The 13,263-nt window shown below is 66.2% G+C and carries 21 protein-coding genes and 2 pseudogenes; 13 read left to right on the forward strand and 10 right to left on the reverse strand.

Annotation, left to right across the window (positions count from 1 at the left end; all coding sequences use genetic code 11):
- The coding region (locus tag EZ216_RS19805) for a PA2779 family protein (RefSeq protein ID WP_135251530.1) at nt 1-248 on the reverse strand (248 nt) is incomplete at its 3' end.
- Nucleotides 249-441: 193 nt separating this feature from the next.
- Here EZ216_RS19805 and EZ216_RS19810 point away from each other — a divergent pair.
- Together EZ216_RS19810 and EZ216_RS19815 are read left to right on the forward strand one after the other, a co-directional pair.
- The gene (locus EZ216_RS19810; protein ID WP_135251531.1) at nt 442-1,038 is read left to right on the forward strand and encodes an ABC transporter ATP-binding protein; all 597 of its coding nucleotides are present in this window, start codon (nt 442-444) and stop codon (nt 1,036-1,038) included.
- A complete protein-coding gene (locus EZ216_RS19815) occupies nt 1,035-1,823 on the forward strand; it encodes an ABC transporter permease (RefSeq protein WP_135251532.1) in 789 nt (262 codons plus the stop codon). The genes EZ216_RS19810 and EZ216_RS19815 overlap by 4 nt, the downstream gene beginning before the upstream one ends.
- 29 nt (nt 1,824-1,852) lie before the next feature.
- Here the strand turns inward: EZ216_RS19815 and EZ216_RS19820 are convergent, their stop codons facing one another.
- Nucleotides 1,853-2,185: a hypothetical protein gene (locus EZ216_RS19820; RefSeq protein ID WP_239024458.1), complete on the reverse strand. Its 333-nt coding sequence runs from the start codon at nt 2,183-2,185 to the stop codon at nt 1,853-1,855.
- A gap of 95 nt (nt 2,186-2,280) precedes the next feature.
- Here EZ216_RS19820 and EZ216_RS19825 point away from each other — a divergent pair, with 95 nt between their 5' ends.
- On the forward strand, nt 2,281-2,655 hold the full coding sequence (locus EZ216_RS19825) for an SPW repeat protein (RefSeq protein ID WP_167772989.1): 375 nt from the start codon (nt 2,281-2,283) through the stop codon (nt 2,653-2,655).
- Between the two features lie 74 nt (nt 2,656-2,729).
- Here EZ216_RS19825 and EZ216_RS19830 read toward each other — a convergent pair whose 3' ends face one another.
- The gene (locus EZ216_RS19830; protein WP_135251535.1) at nt 2,730-3,002 is read right to left on the reverse strand and encodes an SWIB/MDM2 domain-containing protein; all 273 of its coding nucleotides are present in this window, start codon (nt 3,000-3,002) and stop codon (nt 2,730-2,732) included.
- A 180-nt stretch (nt 3,003-3,182) separates the two neighbouring features.
- Here EZ216_RS19830 and EZ216_RS21905 point away from each other — a divergent pair.
- Both EZ216_RS21905 and EZ216_RS21545 read left to right on the forward strand, forming a co-directional pair.
- Nucleotides 3,183-3,433 (forward strand): annotated as a pseudogene (locus EZ216_RS21905) (zinc-binding dehydrogenase); the annotation flags it as partial.
- Nucleotides 3,434-3,516: 83 nt separating this feature from the next.
- Entirely contained in the window at nt 3,517-4,305 is a 789-nt protein-coding gene (locus tag EZ216_RS21545; protein ID WP_167772990.1) for a hypothetical protein, read from the forward strand.
- 11 nt (nt 4,306-4,316) lie between these two features.
- On the opposite strand, the gene EZ216_RS19845 is transcribed toward EZ216_RS21545, so the two are convergent.
- Both EZ216_RS19845 and EZ216_RS19850 read right to left on the reverse strand, forming a co-directional pair.
- Nucleotides 4,317-5,177 carry a polysaccharide deacetylase family protein gene (locus tag EZ216_RS19845; protein WP_135251538.1) on the reverse strand — a complete coding sequence of 287 codons (861 nt, stop codon included), beginning with the start codon at nt 5,175-5,177 and terminating at the stop codon, nt 4,317-4,319.
- A 16-nt stretch (nt 5,178-5,193) separates the two neighbouring features.
- A complete protein-coding gene (locus EZ216_RS19850) occupies nt 5,194-5,547 on the reverse strand; it encodes a hypothetical protein (RefSeq protein ID WP_135251539.1) in 354 nt (117 codons plus the stop codon).
- A gap of 506 nt (nt 5,548-6,053) precedes the next feature.
- On the opposite strand from EZ216_RS19850, the gene EZ216_RS19855 reads away from it, so the two are divergent.
- On the forward strand, nt 6,054-6,497 hold the full coding sequence (locus EZ216_RS19855) for a PACE efflux transporter (RefSeq protein ID WP_135251606.1): 444 nt from the start codon (nt 6,054-6,056) through the stop codon (nt 6,495-6,497).
- 85 nt (nt 6,498-6,582) lie between these two features.
- Nucleotides 6,583-7,011 (forward strand): HU family DNA-binding protein, encoded by a 429-nt coding sequence (locus EZ216_RS19860; RefSeq protein WP_135251540.1) that lies wholly within the window; start codon nt 6,583-6,585, stop codon nt 7,009-7,011.
- Between the two features lie 55 nt (nt 7,012-7,066).
- On the opposite strand, the gene EZ216_RS19865 is transcribed toward EZ216_RS19860, so the two are convergent.
- Nucleotides 7,067-7,336, reverse strand: a complete 270-nt coding sequence (locus tag EZ216_RS19865) for a hypothetical protein (protein ID WP_205959719.1) — start codon at nt 7,334-7,336, stop codon at nt 7,067-7,069.
- 92 nt (nt 7,337-7,428) lie between these two features.
- Here EZ216_RS19865 and EZ216_RS19870 point away from each other — a divergent pair, with 92 nt between their 5' ends.
- Nucleotides 7,429-7,728 carry a hypothetical protein gene (locus EZ216_RS19870; RefSeq protein WP_135251541.1) on the forward strand — a complete coding sequence of 100 codons (300 nt, stop codon included), beginning with the start codon at nt 7,429-7,431 and terminating at the stop codon, nt 7,726-7,728.
- Between the two features lie 48 nt (nt 7,729-7,776).
- Here the strand turns inward: EZ216_RS19870 and EZ216_RS19875 are convergent, their stop codons facing one another.
- Both EZ216_RS19875 and EZ216_RS19880 read right to left on the reverse strand, forming a co-directional pair.
- Nucleotides 7,777-8,589 carry a leucine-rich repeat domain-containing protein gene (locus EZ216_RS19875; RefSeq protein ID WP_135251542.1) on the reverse strand — a complete coding sequence of 271 codons (813 nt, stop codon included), beginning with the start codon at nt 8,587-8,589 and terminating at the stop codon, nt 7,777-7,779.
- A gap of 90 nt (nt 8,590-8,679) precedes the next feature.
- Entirely contained in the window at nt 8,680-9,201 is a 522-nt protein-coding gene (locus tag EZ216_RS19880; RefSeq protein ID WP_135251543.1) for a barstar family protein, read from the reverse strand.
- 149 nt (nt 9,202-9,350) lie between these two features.
- Here EZ216_RS19880 and EZ216_RS21910 point away from each other — a divergent pair.
- The 5 genes and pseudogenes from EZ216_RS21910 to EZ216_RS19900 form a co-directional block, all read left to right on the forward strand.
- Nucleotides 9,351-9,473: pseudogene (locus EZ216_RS21910) on the forward strand (slipin family protein); the annotation flags it as partial.
- A 144-nt stretch (nt 9,474-9,617) separates the two neighbouring features.
- Nucleotides 9,618-9,755, forward strand: coding sequence for a hypothetical protein (locus tag EZ216_RS21550; RefSeq protein ID WP_167772991.1), 138 nt, complete (start codon nt 9,618-9,620; stop codon nt 9,753-9,755).
- A 186-nt stretch (nt 9,756-9,941) separates the two neighbouring features.
- Complete coding sequence (locus tag EZ216_RS19890) at nt 9,942-10,289, forward strand: hypothetical protein (RefSeq protein ID WP_167772992.1); 348 nt, start codon at nt 9,942-9,944, stop codon at nt 10,287-10,289.
- 16 nt (nt 10,290-10,305) lie between these two features.
- Nucleotides 10,306-10,692 (forward strand): hypothetical protein, encoded by a 387-nt coding sequence (locus EZ216_RS19895; protein WP_135251545.1) that lies wholly within the window; start codon nt 10,306-10,308, stop codon nt 10,690-10,692.
- Between the two features lie 127 nt (nt 10,693-10,819).
- Nucleotides 10,820-11,524, forward strand: coding sequence for a hypothetical protein (locus tag EZ216_RS19900; protein ID WP_135251546.1), 705 nt, complete (start codon nt 10,820-10,822; stop codon nt 11,522-11,524).
- An 84-nt stretch (nt 11,525-11,608) separates the two neighbouring features.
- On the opposite strand, the gene EZ216_RS19905 is transcribed toward EZ216_RS19900, so the two are convergent.
- Both EZ216_RS19905 and EZ216_RS19910 read right to left on the reverse strand, forming a co-directional pair.
- Nucleotides 11,609-12,400: a molybdopterin-dependent oxidoreductase gene (locus tag EZ216_RS19905; protein WP_135251547.1), complete on the reverse strand. Its 792-nt coding sequence runs from the start codon at nt 12,398-12,400 to the stop codon at nt 11,609-11,611.
- On the reverse strand, nt 12,397-13,206 hold the full coding sequence (locus EZ216_RS19910) for a cytochrome b/b6 domain-containing protein (RefSeq protein ID WP_135251548.1): 810 nt from the start codon (nt 13,204-13,206) through the stop codon (nt 12,397-12,399). The genes EZ216_RS19905 and EZ216_RS19910 overlap by 4 nt, the downstream gene beginning before the upstream one ends.
- Nucleotides 13,207-13,263 lie beyond the last annotated feature (57 nt).

The raw sequence follows: 13,263 nt of genomic DNA on the forward strand, positions 1-13,263 counted from the left end.
AGCTGCGCCACTTCCTGGTCGCTCATGGCGCCCACGCGGTCGCGCGCGGCGAGGGGGTCGACGCCCAGCGATTGCAGGCGCGAAGCGGTGTCGGCACGCGCCACCACCTCGAGCACCAGGGCGCGGTCCGTCTGGGCCGTCGCGGGCGCCGCCTTGTCGGCGCCGATCATGCCGGCACCGGCCGTCTGGAACGACAGCGCGAGCAGCGAAACGATCAGGCCGCGGCAGGTCATCTTCTTCAAGTTCATTTTTATTCCTTCGAGTTTATGGAAGCACGCATGGCCTTGGAGGCCCGGTGCAGTGCCGATGGTCGCTGCCGGGCGAATTGAAGCCATCCTGCCCATGCAGTATCGATGAAAACCGCGGGCGCCCCGGGGACCTGCGATCGACAGAGCGCACTGCCCGGCATCGCGTCCCAACGGGTTCGGCGAAAATCGCGCGATGCTCGAACTCAGCGGACTTCGGCGCCTGCACGTCGGCCCCGTCGATTTGCGCATCGAATCGGGCGAGTGCGTGAGCGTGCAGGGCCGCTCGGGCAGCGGCAAGACCGTGCTGCTGCGCGCGGTCGCCGACCTGGACCCGCACGAAGGCGATTGCGCGCTCGACGGTGCCGGCTGCTCCGCGATGCCCGCGCCAACCTGGCGAAAGCGGGTGACCTATGTGCCGGCCGATTCCGGCTGGTGGGCCGATCGCATCCGCGACCACTTCGGCGACCCGGTGCAAGCGCGGTCGCTGTTCCCAGCCGCCGGCCTCTCGCCGGAGGCGATCGATTGGCCCGTCTCGCGTCTTTCCACCGGCGAGCGCCAACGCGTCGCGCTGCTGCGCGCACTCACCCTGGAGGGGCGTGCACTGCTGCTGGACGAGCCGACGTCCGGCCTGGATCTCGAGACGCGCGAGCGGATCGAATCGCTGCTGCAGGCCCGCATGGCGCGCGGCTGCTCGATCCTGCTCGTGACCCACGATCCCGAGCTGGCGCGCCGCATCGCATCGCGCTCGTTCAGGATGGAAGCCGGGCAGCTGCGGCCCCTGGAGCCATGAACGAAGCGCCGCTGTCCTACGGGACGCTCGGCATCGCCGCGCTGCTGGTCGTGGCCAATGCGGCGCTGTCGCTGCGGCTGCAGCTGGGCGTGGGCCGCTCGCTTCTCATCGCCGGCGCGCGGACGGCCGTGCAACTGCTTTTCGTCGGGCTCGTGCTCCGGACGGTGTTCGCGCTGGGCTCGCCCTGGCTCGTGTCGGCGGTGCTGCTCGCCATGCTGGCCAGCGCGGCGTGGGAAACCATGTCGCGCCAGCAACGCCGCTTCGCGGGCCACTGGGGCTACTCGGTCGGCGCCGGAACGATCGCCGTGGCGACGCTTCCCGTCACCGCGCTGGCGATCGCGCTGCTGCACCCGGTACCGTGGTACGACCCGCGCTTCGCCGTCCCGATGTTCGGCATCATCCTCGGCAACGCGATGAGCGGCATCAGCGTGACGCTGAACTCCTTCAACACGGCCGTCGTGCGCGAGCAGCGGGCGATCGAGGCCAGGCTGGCATTGGGCGCGACGCGCGACGAGGCCCTCGGCGGCGTGCGTGCCGCCGCGCTGAGAAGCGGGATCATCCCCGTGATCAACCAGATGTCCGCGGCCGGGATCATCACGTTGCCCGGCATGATGACCGGCCAGGTGCTCGCCGGCATGTCGCCGTTCGACGCGGCGAAGTACCAGATCTTCGTGCTCTTCCTGCTGGCCGGCGCCACCGGCTTCGGCGCCGCTTTCGCGGTGCTGCTGGCGACGCGCCGGGCGACGGATGCGCGGCATCGGTTGAGGCTGGACCGCTTCGCCTGAGGCGCGGCTCCCGGCTTCTCGCCTGGAGGTCAAGGCGACCGGTGAAGCCGGGGGGCGGACAGGTCCTGGATCGCGTCGGCCAGCGCCTGGTCGACATTCCTCCAGCGGCCAGCCAGTTGCGATTCGGCGAGCGCCTCTTGCAGCGATCGCAGTTCGCGAACGGACGGGGCAACCTTCATTTGCGCGATGGCGGCATCGGGATTGCCCGCGCGGAGCAATCCGATCACCTTGTCGTGCCAACGCGCGGATCGGGCCAAGAACATTCCTTGCGAAAAGATGGATGGTCCGGATTGTCTTTCATCGGCCAGATCCAGCGGGACCTGAAGCAGGCAGAGCTTTTCGGCTGCCTCGGCGAAGGGCAAAAAAATATCGTGTCACGATCTTTTTTCTCCCGCCGAGCCACCATTCCGCTTCCAATCGTCTTACCCTGGGAGTCCATCTTTCAAGGAGTGACGACATGGCACATCGAACCGCGAACAAGCGTTGGCAGGACTGGCTCACCCTGCTGCTCGGCATCTGGCTTTTCGTGTCACCGTGGCTGCTCGGCTTCCGCGCCGAACTGCCGAACCAGAGCTGGAACTTCTTCGTCATCGGCGCGGCGTTCTTCGTGTTTTCGATCGCCGCCCTGAATATGCGCAGCCTGTGGGAGGAGTGGGTCAACCTTGCGCTCGGGATCTGGATGGTCGTCTCGCCCTGGGTCCTGAGGTACAGCGGCAACGTGTCCGCGCGTGACGACGCCATGGCCGCCGGCATCGTCGCCGTGGTGCTGACGGTCTGGTCGCTGGTCCTGACGCACGAGCTGGACCGCGAAGAACACCGAGCCGCGGCTTAGGCCGCGGAGGCAGCCGGGAACCCTGCCACTGGGCACCCGGCACGCAAGCCTGGCGGCCTGCCGGTGCAGGCCGGTCAGGCTGCGTGCAGGTGCTTGCCGACCAGTCCGGTCATCTCGAACATCGTGACCTCACCCTTGCCCATCACGGCCTTGAGCTTGTCGTCGCAAAGGATGTTCCGCTTGTTCGCGGGGTTCTGCAGGTTGTGGGCCTTGATGTATTCCCAGAGGCGCTTGGTGGCTTCGGTGCGTGGCACAGCCTCGGGGCCGATCACGGCTGCCAGCTCGGGGCTGGGCTTCAGCGCCTTCATGAAGGCGGAGTTCTTCTTGGACGTTTCGGGTTGGGTCATGCAGTTGGTCCGGTTAAAGGCCGGCAGCATACCCCCGCCTCGCTCAAGCACGTCCGTCCAGGCCGGACGGATGTGCTAGGCAGACCGGGCGGCCGGTGGTTCCACAAGCTGCCCGGGTGGCGGTCCCAGCGCATCGAACCTTTCGCGCAGCCAGGCCTGCACGGCCGGCGAGAACTGCTTGCGATGCCCCTGAAGTCCAAAAGGCTGTCGCTGCATTGGGAGCTGATGTTCACGCGGTCGATGTTCGAGACACCGGACATGGTGCGCCAGCACGAGCTGCTGGCGCGGGTGTCCAGCCTGGTGGACGAAGGCGTGCTGCGCACGACCGCGGGCGAGAGCTTCGCCGCATCACGCCCGCCAACCTGCAACGCGCGCACGCGTTCCTTGAAAGCCACCGGGCCAAGGGCAAGGTGGTGCTGGAAGGTTTCTGAGGCGGCGGGAACTCGCGCTCCTGCATCCGCAGGATGCCTGCCACGCCGCAGAATGCGTCGACCCGCCGCTTTCGACGCCCTGCATGCGCCCCATCGCCCGAACCTTCTGTGCCCTGGTACTGGCCTGCGCGGCGCTGCATGCGGTGGCGCAGACTGTGACGGGGCGGCCCGAACCCACTTTGCGCGGCGACTACTCGGAGCTGAAGCCCTCGCTGATGGCGTTGAAGGACTGCGAAGCGGAAGTCGAGCGCGAAGCCGCCGAAAGGCCGAAAGGGCGGGCGCCGTCCGCCCAGGCGCGCGCCCAATCGGTGAACGAGTGCGAAGCCACGAATGCGAAGTGGCGCGATTTGAACGCCGAAGAGGTGGCCCGCGTGCGCACGCAGAATGCCCGCCGCGCAGCCGACGCGCAGAAGGCCGGTGCGCGGCTGCAGGAGGAAAAGGCGGTCTTCCAGGCCGAGGAGGCTGAGGTGGCGCGCCTTCTGGCGGACTGGCTGCCCAAGGTGGACTCGAGCTACCGCCGCGACGGCTTGTCCATGCTGGCCGACAACGCGCACCTGCTGGTCGGCGGCACGGTCGCGGGGCCGTTCCGGCTGATCGAGCGGCAGTCGGCGGGTTCCGCGGTGGCGGCGTACGGCGGTGCCTACCTGCGCATCGAAGGCATCCCGCCGCAGCTGCCCTTGTTCTCGAGCCGTTCCTTCGTGATGATCGGCAAGGTCACCGAAGTCGTGCGCCTGTCCGAGTTCTGGGATCGGCCCGTGGCCAAGGTGCAATGGCTGGCCGGCGGCGACTGCGCGATCGAAGGAAGTGCCGCCGCGCGCGCCGGCCTGGGCTGCCTGCCGTGGCAGGGACTCCGCAGGCGGTTGCCGCAGTAGGCGCCGGCGGGCTAGAGCCGCGAGTCCCCGACGGTGTCCGCCATCTGCCCCCACGCACTGTCTTCGGGGAATCTCAATGGCGGGTGCTGGGCCGGATTCGCGCCGGCCACGCGTGTGCCGCGAGACGCTTCCCACCTGCGAATGCCTGTCGTGACCCTCGCCACCAGGACGGGCAGGTTGGTGTGAAGCTCGATCGAAATGCGTGGAAGCCGCATCGGATCGTCCCGGCCGGGATGCGCCCGCGAACTGACAGTGGTGGTGGCGTTGACATAGCCCGCCCGGCGCGCCATCTCGGCGTGCTCCGCCCTGTGCTCTCCGTAGGGGTAGCAGAAGCTGCGCACCGGGACGCCCAGCGAGTCTTCGAGCTCCCGCTTGCTGCCTTCGATCTCCGAACGCGCAGTGGCCGCATCGCACCGGCACAGGTGAACATGGTGGCGGGTGTGCGCACCGACTTCCATGCCCGCCGCTATCCATCCGCGCAGGTGGTCGACCCCCATCAATGGGGCCGGCACGGCGCCCTGATCGTGGTCCCATGCATTGGTCCCGCCGATTTGCGCGCTCACCACGAAGGTGGTCGCGGTGAAGCCCAGCTCCAGCAAGGTGGGCAGCGCGCGTTCGTAGGTGTTCAGGTAGCCATCGTCCAGGGTGATGCCGAACACCTTGCCGCTCTGCCTGCCCGCCAGGTAGGGCTCCAGGTCACGGATCGAAAGTCCTCGCCAGCCCAGCAGCTTCAGCGCCCGCAGTTGCAGCGCGAATCGCCAGCCTGGAAGGAAGAGCGACCTGACAGGCGTGCCGCGCCGGGGCGCGGGCGCGATCTGGTGGTAGGCCAGGATCGCGATGGGGCGGGTGTTCGCTTGCGTCAGGTGTTCCATGGTGGCGCGCGGGCCGCTAGGACACTGTCAGGGCGAGTTCCGCCAACGCCTCGTACGCATCGAGCAGTTCGAGGACCGCTTGCGAGGTCAGCGAATCGGTCACCCCGCAGCCGTCCTCGTACGCGCCTTCGAAGGGCAGCTTGAACGGCATTCCCTCCGATGCGCGCATCGCGACGAAACGCGTGTCAGCCCCGTCGGGGCAGTCGGCCAGCGCCAGCTCGATCCCGCTGCGCAGGACGATCCAGAGCGAATGGATGCCCCTGCGATTGTCGTACGTGACCGGATCGACCATGGCGCTGGGAATCCGGGACTGGATGGCAGACGCCATGGCTTCAAGGAGTTGCTTGCGCAAGGCAGTGTTGGCGGCCATCTTCTTGTCTCCGTTGCTGATCGAACACGGGAAAGTCTAGATAGCACCCTGTGCAGGGTCCATTTCGTTAGGGAACATTGCGCCGCAGGCATTGATGCAGTGGTCGCTGCCGCAATACTCACTTCTCGATCGGGTAGTCGATTGCGTCGAGCGCGCAGGGGGCATGCCAGAAATCCATCCTGAGTGACGGCGATTTCGGGAAGCTAATCGCTTCGTTCCGCTTTGGGAAATTCATTCGGCGTGATGCTCTCAAGGCATCGGGAACCGCGCGAAAGATCCCCCGGTGCCGCGCGAGTGAAGGGGATGGCGTGTCTGCTTCCTGCCAGGAGCAGACTCGGGCGCAGGCGCAGGCGCAGGCGCAGGCGCAGGTGTTGCAGCCGAACCACCCATGCGTTCCGGGGCTTCTCAGCCTTCGCGCGGCACGTGCGCGGCGATCTCCGTAGCCTTGCAGCGGAACAGCCTGTCACCACGGTGCGGGACCACCCCGCGCTCGCATCCCGCCCATGATGTCACCCGTCTCCCGCCGCGTTCTCCAAGCCGTCCTGTATGAAGCGATCGCCATCGCAGTCGTGGGACCCGCGTTGGGCTTCGCCTTCGACCAGCCGAAAGCCTCCACCTTCGGGCTGGCCGTCGTGCTGTCCACCATCGCGCTGGCGTGGAACTACGTTTTCAACTGGATCTTCGAGCTTTGGGAAGCGCGGCAAGCCGTGCCCGGGCGCTCGTTCGCGAGGCGGCTTGCGCACGGCGCCGGGTTCGAGGGGGGCCTGGTGGTCATCCTCGTTCCGGTCATGTCGCTCTGGCTCGGCATTTCCCCGGCGGCGGCGTTCGTGGCCAACCTGGCGCTTCTCGTGTTCTTCTTCGTCTACGCCATCGCGTTCACGTGGGCGTTCGACCGGGTTTTCGGGCTGCCCGCCTCGGCAGCGAAGAATCCCGGGGCTGCCGACGCTTGAGCAAAGTGCGCGAGCACTGCGCCGCACGCATTGCCTCTAGAATTTCACGCACCTCGGATGTCCGAGGCAGTCACTGATGGAATCCATGGCAACTGCTAAGAAGGCCAAGCCGGCCACCAAGAAATCGACCCCCGCGCGCGGCAGCGCGAAGACCACGGCGAAGGCCGCGAAGGCTGCGAAGCCCTCGGCGGCCCCGATGAAGCCGATCAAGGAAGCGCTCAACAAGACCGGCCTGGTGAATCACCTGTCCCAGTCGTCGGGCGTCGAGCCCAAGGCCGTCAAGGCCGTGATGGCCGCGCTGGAAGGCGCGGTCCTCGCGTCCGTCAACAAGAAGGGCGCCGGTGCGTTCGTCCTGCCCGGGCTGCTGAAGGTCACCGCCATCGCGGTTCCGGCCAAGAAGGCCCGCAAGGGGATCAACCCCTTCACGAAGGAAGAGACCGTGTTCAAGGCCAAGCCCGCGACCACGAAGCTGAAGGTCCGTCCGCTGAAGAAGCTGAAGGACGCTGCGCTCTGATCCTCCCGCCGGGGATCGAGGACGGCCGCCGCGAGCGGCCGTTTTTCATTCCCCTTCAGCGGAGACCATCCACGGGCTTCAGCAACGCCGGAACGACTTGCGCACGCTCGGCGGGAGTGCCGGGCAAAGCCGAAACGTCATCGCGCTCGTCAATGACCTCGACGCGAGTGATCCTGTTGAAGTCGTTGCGGTGATACCGCACCGTTCCGACGTAAACCGCGCGGGCACCGGCGGGCACATCGAAGTAAAGGCCACCCGGAAACACAAGGCGTTCCTGGCGAACGACGTCCAGGTACGCGACCGCGCCGTGCAGGTAGGGGCGCACGTCCCCACCCTTGCTCCCGGCCGGCAACGGCCGAAAAACGATAATCACGGGTTACCCAGTGCACTTCGCAGCATCCACTGCGCCCCCGCCCCATGCCGTTCACGCTGTCCCACAAAGTCCTTGATGAGATCCTCCAGAAGCGCGGCGTGCGGCCGACAGACCTGGCGGCGATCGACCGCTTGTTCGGTGGCGCGGACGGCTATTACTGGTACCACACGATGCGGCACATGTGCCCGAAGCAGGAAGTCATCGTGTATGCCAGCCTGGAGGAAGTGCGGTCCGCGCTCCAGGATCACGAGAACGAGACTGCCGCTGAAGATGAAGTGAAGCCTCAGCAGCTGAAGGAATCCCACCTCGCCGCCATCGCGGCGCTTTTGTCCTCCGCGGGATAGCTGCCGGTCATGGCTCCTGTGAGTCTCAGGTGACCGGCATGTCAGACCTCAACCCGCCACCTCCGGCTCAAGATCGGGGTCAGCCGCATACTTCGACAGCGCGTCGTTGAAGGCTGCGACGTATCGCTGAAGCTTCGCTGAATCGGCTCGCGTCGAGAGAAGCGGCTTTCCCTTTCCTGCGACCAGTACGTCCAGTTCCTTCGAGCCTCTCGTGACAGGTTGCGCGAGCATCCGAAAAGGCTGCAGGACACTTGAGCTGACTTCCATGGGAAGTCGGGCACGCAGCCAGGCAAGTTGGTCGGTGGTGAAAAGGTTCGGCGAGAACTCCAGCTCCCTGAGCCCGGTCAGCCTTGCCAATGGGGCAATGCTGCCGTCGGCGACCTTCTTCAAATTGAAATGAAGCGCCTTGAGATTGGAGAGCCCGGAAAGGGGGCCAAGCGATGGCAACGCGAAGGTCGTCCACACCGCGTTCCCGAACGCCAGCTCAACCAGGCCCACGCCGGTTTCGAGATCACTCAGATCCCGGAGCCTTGTGAAGTCGTCAAAGTGAAGACCTCGCAACCCGGTCGTCTTCCTCAAGTCCCAGAGCCTGGTCGCGCGTTGATTCCAGAAGAACGCCACGTGCGTCAGCGCACTCATCTCCTCGAGGGGCGACAAGTCCTCGATCCGGGGACACTTCCAGAAGTGGATCGCCGTGAGCGTCGTGCGATATCTGACGGCAAGGTGCTCGAATGACTTCTGGTCCAGGCCGCAAACGGTGAGCGCAGTGATTCCCGGCAGTCCCAAGGCGGCATCCAAGTCATCCGGCGTGACCTTGCCCCCATTCGACTCACCCGGAAACAAGCGCGCGTGCCAATCCATTCCCGGAGCATGCGCCGAGTGCGATCGCAGCTGAGCTAACGTGTCGACCCGATTGGGCTGCATGGAATGAGGTTACCCAACGCCAGGCATCTAGCCGATCGCGGCAGCGCCGATGCTGAATGGACTGACCAAGGCAAGCGCTCGGCTTGATGGCGTCGCGACACTGCGGCCAGCCGAGTGGAAGCAGCGAAAGGGGATCGCCTTTTCCTCCCAAAACTCCGCCGCATCGGCGAAGCAGTCCAACAGCACCTCTCTCACCTCGGAGTGTTCATGGCTGGAGGGCAGTTTCTCGAGCAGGAAGACGTACCCGGCGGCAGGGCGGTCCTGCAGGAGGGCATTCGTCAGTTGCTCTTGCAGCAAATCCCGCTTGGTGAGCGCGGGCGTTGGCAAACGCAGCCACTCGGCGAGCTGCTTCTGCGCGGTCGGCACCGTGCAGGCCAGGTCGCTCAGGTTCGTGTGGAACAGGGCAAAGCCAAGTTCGCTACTTGCCGCAACGATGTCGGCTACCCGGCGTGACTGCAGTGCCTGGACGGAATAGGGCTTCGACTTGGCAAGCTGGGCCGCAGCCGGTGTCCAGTGGGCGTTCTCTTTCGTTCGGTGCGGTTTCGGCATGGCTTACGAGGGTACCAGTGGGGTGGACGCCCTCACGAGTTTTTCTCTCCTGCTCATGGGGTATTGCCGCAATCCGCTGGAGTCCTCGACGCAGCTGTCGTCTTGTCCGGGAAGGTGGAGAAGGTGCGCGTCTGCTTTCCACGCCGCCGCGCCTGCTCGATGCCAGCAGCTACGCGTTCTGGAAGTTCGGCCGCAACATCACGGTGGAACTCGTGGATCTGCGCCTGCAGGTGATGGAAGTGACGGGCCAAGAGATCCTCACAAGGACAAGGTGACCGCCGCGACGCGCTCGCTGCTCAACACGGCCAAGGTGATGGAGGACACCCGTCACCCTGCGCCTGAAGGAGCTGGAGACGCTGGAACGGATCAACGCGCTTCGCGGCCGCGGCGCGGACCGGGCGCGTTCCGCGCTGCGAGTGCGCCGGCAGGCGCTGCCGGTCGCCGCCTTCTCGGCGGGCGCGGTCGCCGCCGGCTTCATCCACCGCGGACTGGGCTTCTGGGGCCTGCTGCCGCCCATCGCCGTGCTGCTGGTGCTGGCCTGGGCCGCGGAGTGACCAAGCAGGCGCTTGCCGCCGGAGCTGCATGGACCGGCATCCCCCGAAGTCGTGCATCCGAGGGATATGCTCATCGGCAGGTTGGGCCGATCATCGACCCGCGCGCTGGCGCGGCTGCTCGGTCGCGGGGCGGTGTCTTCTCGCTCCGATATGTCAGTTACACCTCAGCACCTGATGATCTGCCACGTGCAGGAATTCGTACGCACACGCTGGCCGGATCTTCGACTGTCCGCGGTCCGCGATGAAGCATCCATCGCGATCTCTTCGTTCCGGATCGCCCTTGACAATGGGATCGCGATCGAAGTGGCCAACGACTTCGACATGCACCCGTACTTCTCGATGATGCGTGTTGCAGGGGGGCCTGCGGGCCTGTTGCCGTTCGAGCAGGCGTGCGAGGAGGCGGAAAGCCTGGTCTCTGGCGGAAGCGGATTCACGGCCACCGACGGCCTGACGGTCACCGGCGTCTTGCGGCAGATCAGGCTGTACTCACAGTGGGCAGCGGAACCTCGCACGCTGGTCGAGTCTGCCGGCTGACGGTCGACCCCATCCGATGCCGATCCGCACCACCGCGCCTCTCAACTGGATGCGTCAAACCAGCATGAGACGCCGTCCCGGCCAGAAAGAGGATTTGCAGCTCCTGCAGCACCTCGTCGACGAGCTGCGCCTGTTCGTTTCGATCTACGGCCAGCGTTCGTCGCAGCAGCGGGATTGGGCACGCCGGTGCCTGCCGGCGGAATTCGTGGGGGCCTTCATGACGGGCTGGAAAGAAGGCCGCAGGCAGCATTGGAGTTACCTGCAGTTGATAGCCGCCCGCCTGCGGGCTGACGCCGGAGAGGAATCCGTGATCTGGGCGCTTAGAACGACGGGGCTGGATGGACAAGCCCATTTCATGCTGGCCCCCCGCGGCGCCTCCACGGCAGCCGCTCTCCTTCAGTAGACACCCAGGGCCTTGACCCGGGCGTGACCGACTTGTCGTGCGTATGCAGCAGGTTGGCGCGTCGATGAGTCTGTGAACATGGCGGCAGAGCGATGCACTTGGTTGGCTGCCGCGCATTGAGAGGTGCATGGCGCTGCGATCCGGGCTGCTCATGCGCCAAACTGGAATGCGTGCGCCGTGCATTTTTCAAGGACTGATCATGAATACCGATTCGCGGTTGAACCGTCAATTTGCCCGGAAAGTTCGATGGGGCATCGGCCTGTTCGTATTGGGTTGGGCATCCGTCGGCGCCGCCGCGGATGCGGCGGGCAAGTCTCCCGCCGGTGTTTCGGACGTGATGGGGCGCTGGCAAGTCAATGGCACGCACACGGAGCTTGAGTACGGCCCGGAAGTCGTGAGCAGCTCGTTTGGCTTGCCCAGCGGTCAGCGCATCGGCACCATCGGCAACGGCGGGGTGGGCAGCTTCGACTATGGAGTGCGCAACGGCTACAAGCCGTACGAGGTCGAGCGGAAAGGCGATCTGCAGATCCAGCGCGATGGCAAGTTCACCTGGACGTCGCATGCCAGCAGCAAGCGTGGCGCGAACTGCTTCAAGGTGACGGAATCCAGAATGTCCGGCATGGCCTTCGTCGCCGGCGGCAAACTGGAGCTGAACATAGCCGATGGCCAGGAAACGACGTCATACAAGGGCTGCCAGGGGGAGAAGGTTTCAACGAATCTCTCAGGCCAGAAACGGGGCTACGAGGCCAAGGTGGATGGGAAAGTCTTGCGCATCCGCCAGATCCAGCCCTCCTCCAGCAGTTCATCACTGGTGGCCTATCAACGCACGTAGGCAGCCTTCTCTCAACCCGCCATCGCCTTCCGTGATTGGCGTCTGCCGTGGGGCGACAGCAGGCTTCCGTTCTGCGTGCCGGGCCTAGATGCCGCCGTACCAGTTGTAGCCCAGGTCCTCCCAATAGCCGCCATGGCCGCGTCCCAGCGCCGCGAAACTGTCGACCAGCTCCACCCTGTGCAGGTACTTGGGCTGCTTGTAGCCGAGCTGCCGCTCGATGCGGGCCCGTAGCGGCGCGCCGTTCTCGATGGGCAAGGCGCCGCCGTTCAGGCCCCACGCGAGCAGGGTCTGCGGGTGCAATGCCTCGTCCATGTCGGTGCTCTCGTAGTACGGCACGCGGTAGTCACCCTCGGTCATCACGTCCATGCAGTGGAAGACGACGTAGCGCGCCTGCGGCTTCGCGCCCACGAGCTGCAGCACGTGCGACAGGGGCACGCCCGTCCATTGGCCAATGCAACTCCAGCCCTCGACGCAGTCGTGGCGGGTGATCTGGGTGCGCGACGGCATCGCGCGCAGCTGCGCCAGCGTGAAGGCGGCCGGCCGCTCGACGAGGCCCTCGACGCGCAACCGCCAGTTCGCGAATCCGTCCCGCGCGAGCGCGGCATACCCGCCCCCGGGCAGGGTCGTGCCGTTGGATCGGAACACCGGTGCGATGTCCGCCGGCGAGAACTCCTGCGCCAGCGCGGGCCCCGTCAACCGGCGTTGCACCTCGCGCGTCAGCGCCTCGGCGCTGCCCAGCACGCGAACGGCCCGCTCGTCGTGGCTCAGCCGATCGCAGCCCGCCAGCACGCCGCCCGCGGCCGTGGCCAGGGCGGCCCGCAGCAGCCGGCGGCGCTCGCGGCCGTGTTCGGCCTTGCTCCTGCCCGTGGAGGTCATCGCGGGATCCTCCAGTAGCCCGTGAGCATCGATCGCAGGTTGTTGGCCAACCCGGTCACGACCACCTCGAAGAGATGGACCAGCACGAAGCCGACCAGCAGCAGTGCCCCGGCGAAGTGCAAGGTGCGCGCGGCCTGACGGCCGCCAAGCCAATCCACCCAGCCGGGGAACACGGCATCCAGCCGCGGCGACATGGCCATCCCGCACACGACGATCAGCGGAAGCACGATGAAGACGATCGAGAGGTAGGCGATGTTCTGGAGGACGTTGTAGCGTCTCGCGTCCTGCCCCGTCGGATGCCGCAGCAGCAGGTGGTCGACAACGGATCGCCCGATCCCTCGCCACTCCCGGCCCGTGGGCACCAGGTCGTGGCGCAGGTGGCCGCTGAAGACCGTCCACAGCAGGTATGCCACGCCGTTGAGGACGAACAGCCACGCGAAGAAGAAGTGCCACATGCGGCCCATGGCGAGCCACTGGCTGCCGGGGATCGTGGCCCACGGCGGAAACGCCTGGGGCAGGACGGAACCATCCGGGCCGCGCGACATGCCGAGCACGCCGTCGGTGACGAACTCACGATCGCCGATGCGGGTGACACCCACCAGGGCCCCGCCGTCACGCCGCTGTCCGATCTCCAGAACGCGGGTTTGCGGCCGCGAGTCCTTGCCCCAGTAAAGAGCCGGATGGGCGTTGAAGATCTGCAGGCCGCTGCCCAGCAGCGCCAGCACGCAGACGACGTTGATCCAATGCATGATCCGCACCGGCAGGCGGTGCCTGTAGATCACGGCGGGCGATGAGTCGGGTGCCATGGACGCCTCCCGGAACGGCCGAGCGAAGGCCGTGCGCATGGCATTCATACAGCGCGC

This window comes from Ramlibacter humi, from assembly GCF_004681975.1.
GTDB lineage: Bacteria > Pseudomonadota > Gammaproteobacteria > Burkholderiales > Burkholderiaceae_C > Ramlibacter > Ramlibacter humi.

Excerpts from the sequence above, each read along its gene's own strand:
- EZ216_RS19810 (WP_135251531.1), top strand. The coding sequence starts at position 442 with ATGCTCGAACTCAGCGGACTTCGGCGCCTGCACGTCGGCCCCGTCGAT.
- EZ216_RS19815 (WP_135251532.1), top strand. The coding sequence starts at position 1,035 with ATGAACGAAGCGCCGCTGTCCTACGGGACGCTCGGCATCGCCGCGCTG.
- EZ216_RS19825 (WP_167772989.1), top strand. The coding sequence starts at position 2,281 with ATGGCACATCGAACCGCGAACAAGCGTTGGCAGGACTGGCTCACCCTG.
- EZ216_RS19830 (WP_135251535.1), bottom strand. The coding sequence starts at position 3,002 with ATGACCCAACCCGAAACGTCCAAGAAGAACTCCGCCTTCATGAAGGCG.
- EZ216_RS21545 (WP_167772990.1), top strand. The coding sequence starts at position 3,517 with ATGCGCCCCATCGCCCGAACCTTCTGTGCCCTGGTACTGGCCTGCGCG.
- EZ216_RS19845 (WP_135251538.1), bottom strand. The coding sequence starts at position 5,177 with ATGGAACACCTGACGCAAGCGAACACCCGCCCCATCGCGATCCTGGCC.
- EZ216_RS19850 (WP_135251539.1), bottom strand. The coding sequence starts at position 5,547 with ATGGCCGCCAACACTGCCTTGCGCAAGCAACTCCTTGAAGCCATGGCG.
- EZ216_RS19855 (WP_135251606.1), top strand. The coding sequence starts at position 6,054 with ATGTCACCCGTCTCCCGCCGCGTTCTCCAAGCCGTCCTGTATGAAGCG.
- EZ216_RS19860 (WP_135251540.1), top strand. The coding sequence starts at position 6,583 with ATGGCAACTGCTAAGAAGGCCAAGCCGGCCACCAAGAAATCGACCCCC.
- EZ216_RS19870 (WP_135251541.1), top strand. The coding sequence starts at position 7,429 with ATGCCGTTCACGCTGTCCCACAAAGTCCTTGATGAGATCCTCCAGAAG.
- EZ216_RS19875 (WP_135251542.1), bottom strand. The coding sequence starts at position 8,589 with ATGGATTGGCACGCGCGCTTGTTTCCGGGTGAGTCGAATGGGGGCAAG.
- EZ216_RS19880 (WP_135251543.1), bottom strand. The coding sequence starts at position 9,201 with ATGCCGAAACCGCACCGAACGAAAGAGAACGCCCACTGGACACCGGCT.
- EZ216_RS19895 (WP_135251545.1), top strand. The coding sequence starts at position 10,306 with ATGCCGATCCGCACCACCGCGCCTCTCAACTGGATGCGTCAAACCAGC.
- EZ216_RS19900 (WP_135251546.1), top strand. The coding sequence starts at position 10,820 with ATGGCGCTGCGATCCGGGCTGCTCATGCGCCAAACTGGAATGCGTGCG.
- EZ216_RS19905 (WP_135251547.1), bottom strand. The coding sequence starts at position 12,400 with ATGACCTCCACGGGCAGGAGCAAGGCCGAACACGGCCGCGAGCGCCGC.
- EZ216_RS19910 (WP_135251548.1), bottom strand. The coding sequence starts at position 13,206 with ATGGCACCCGACTCATCGCCCGCCGTGATCTACAGGCACCGCCTGCCG.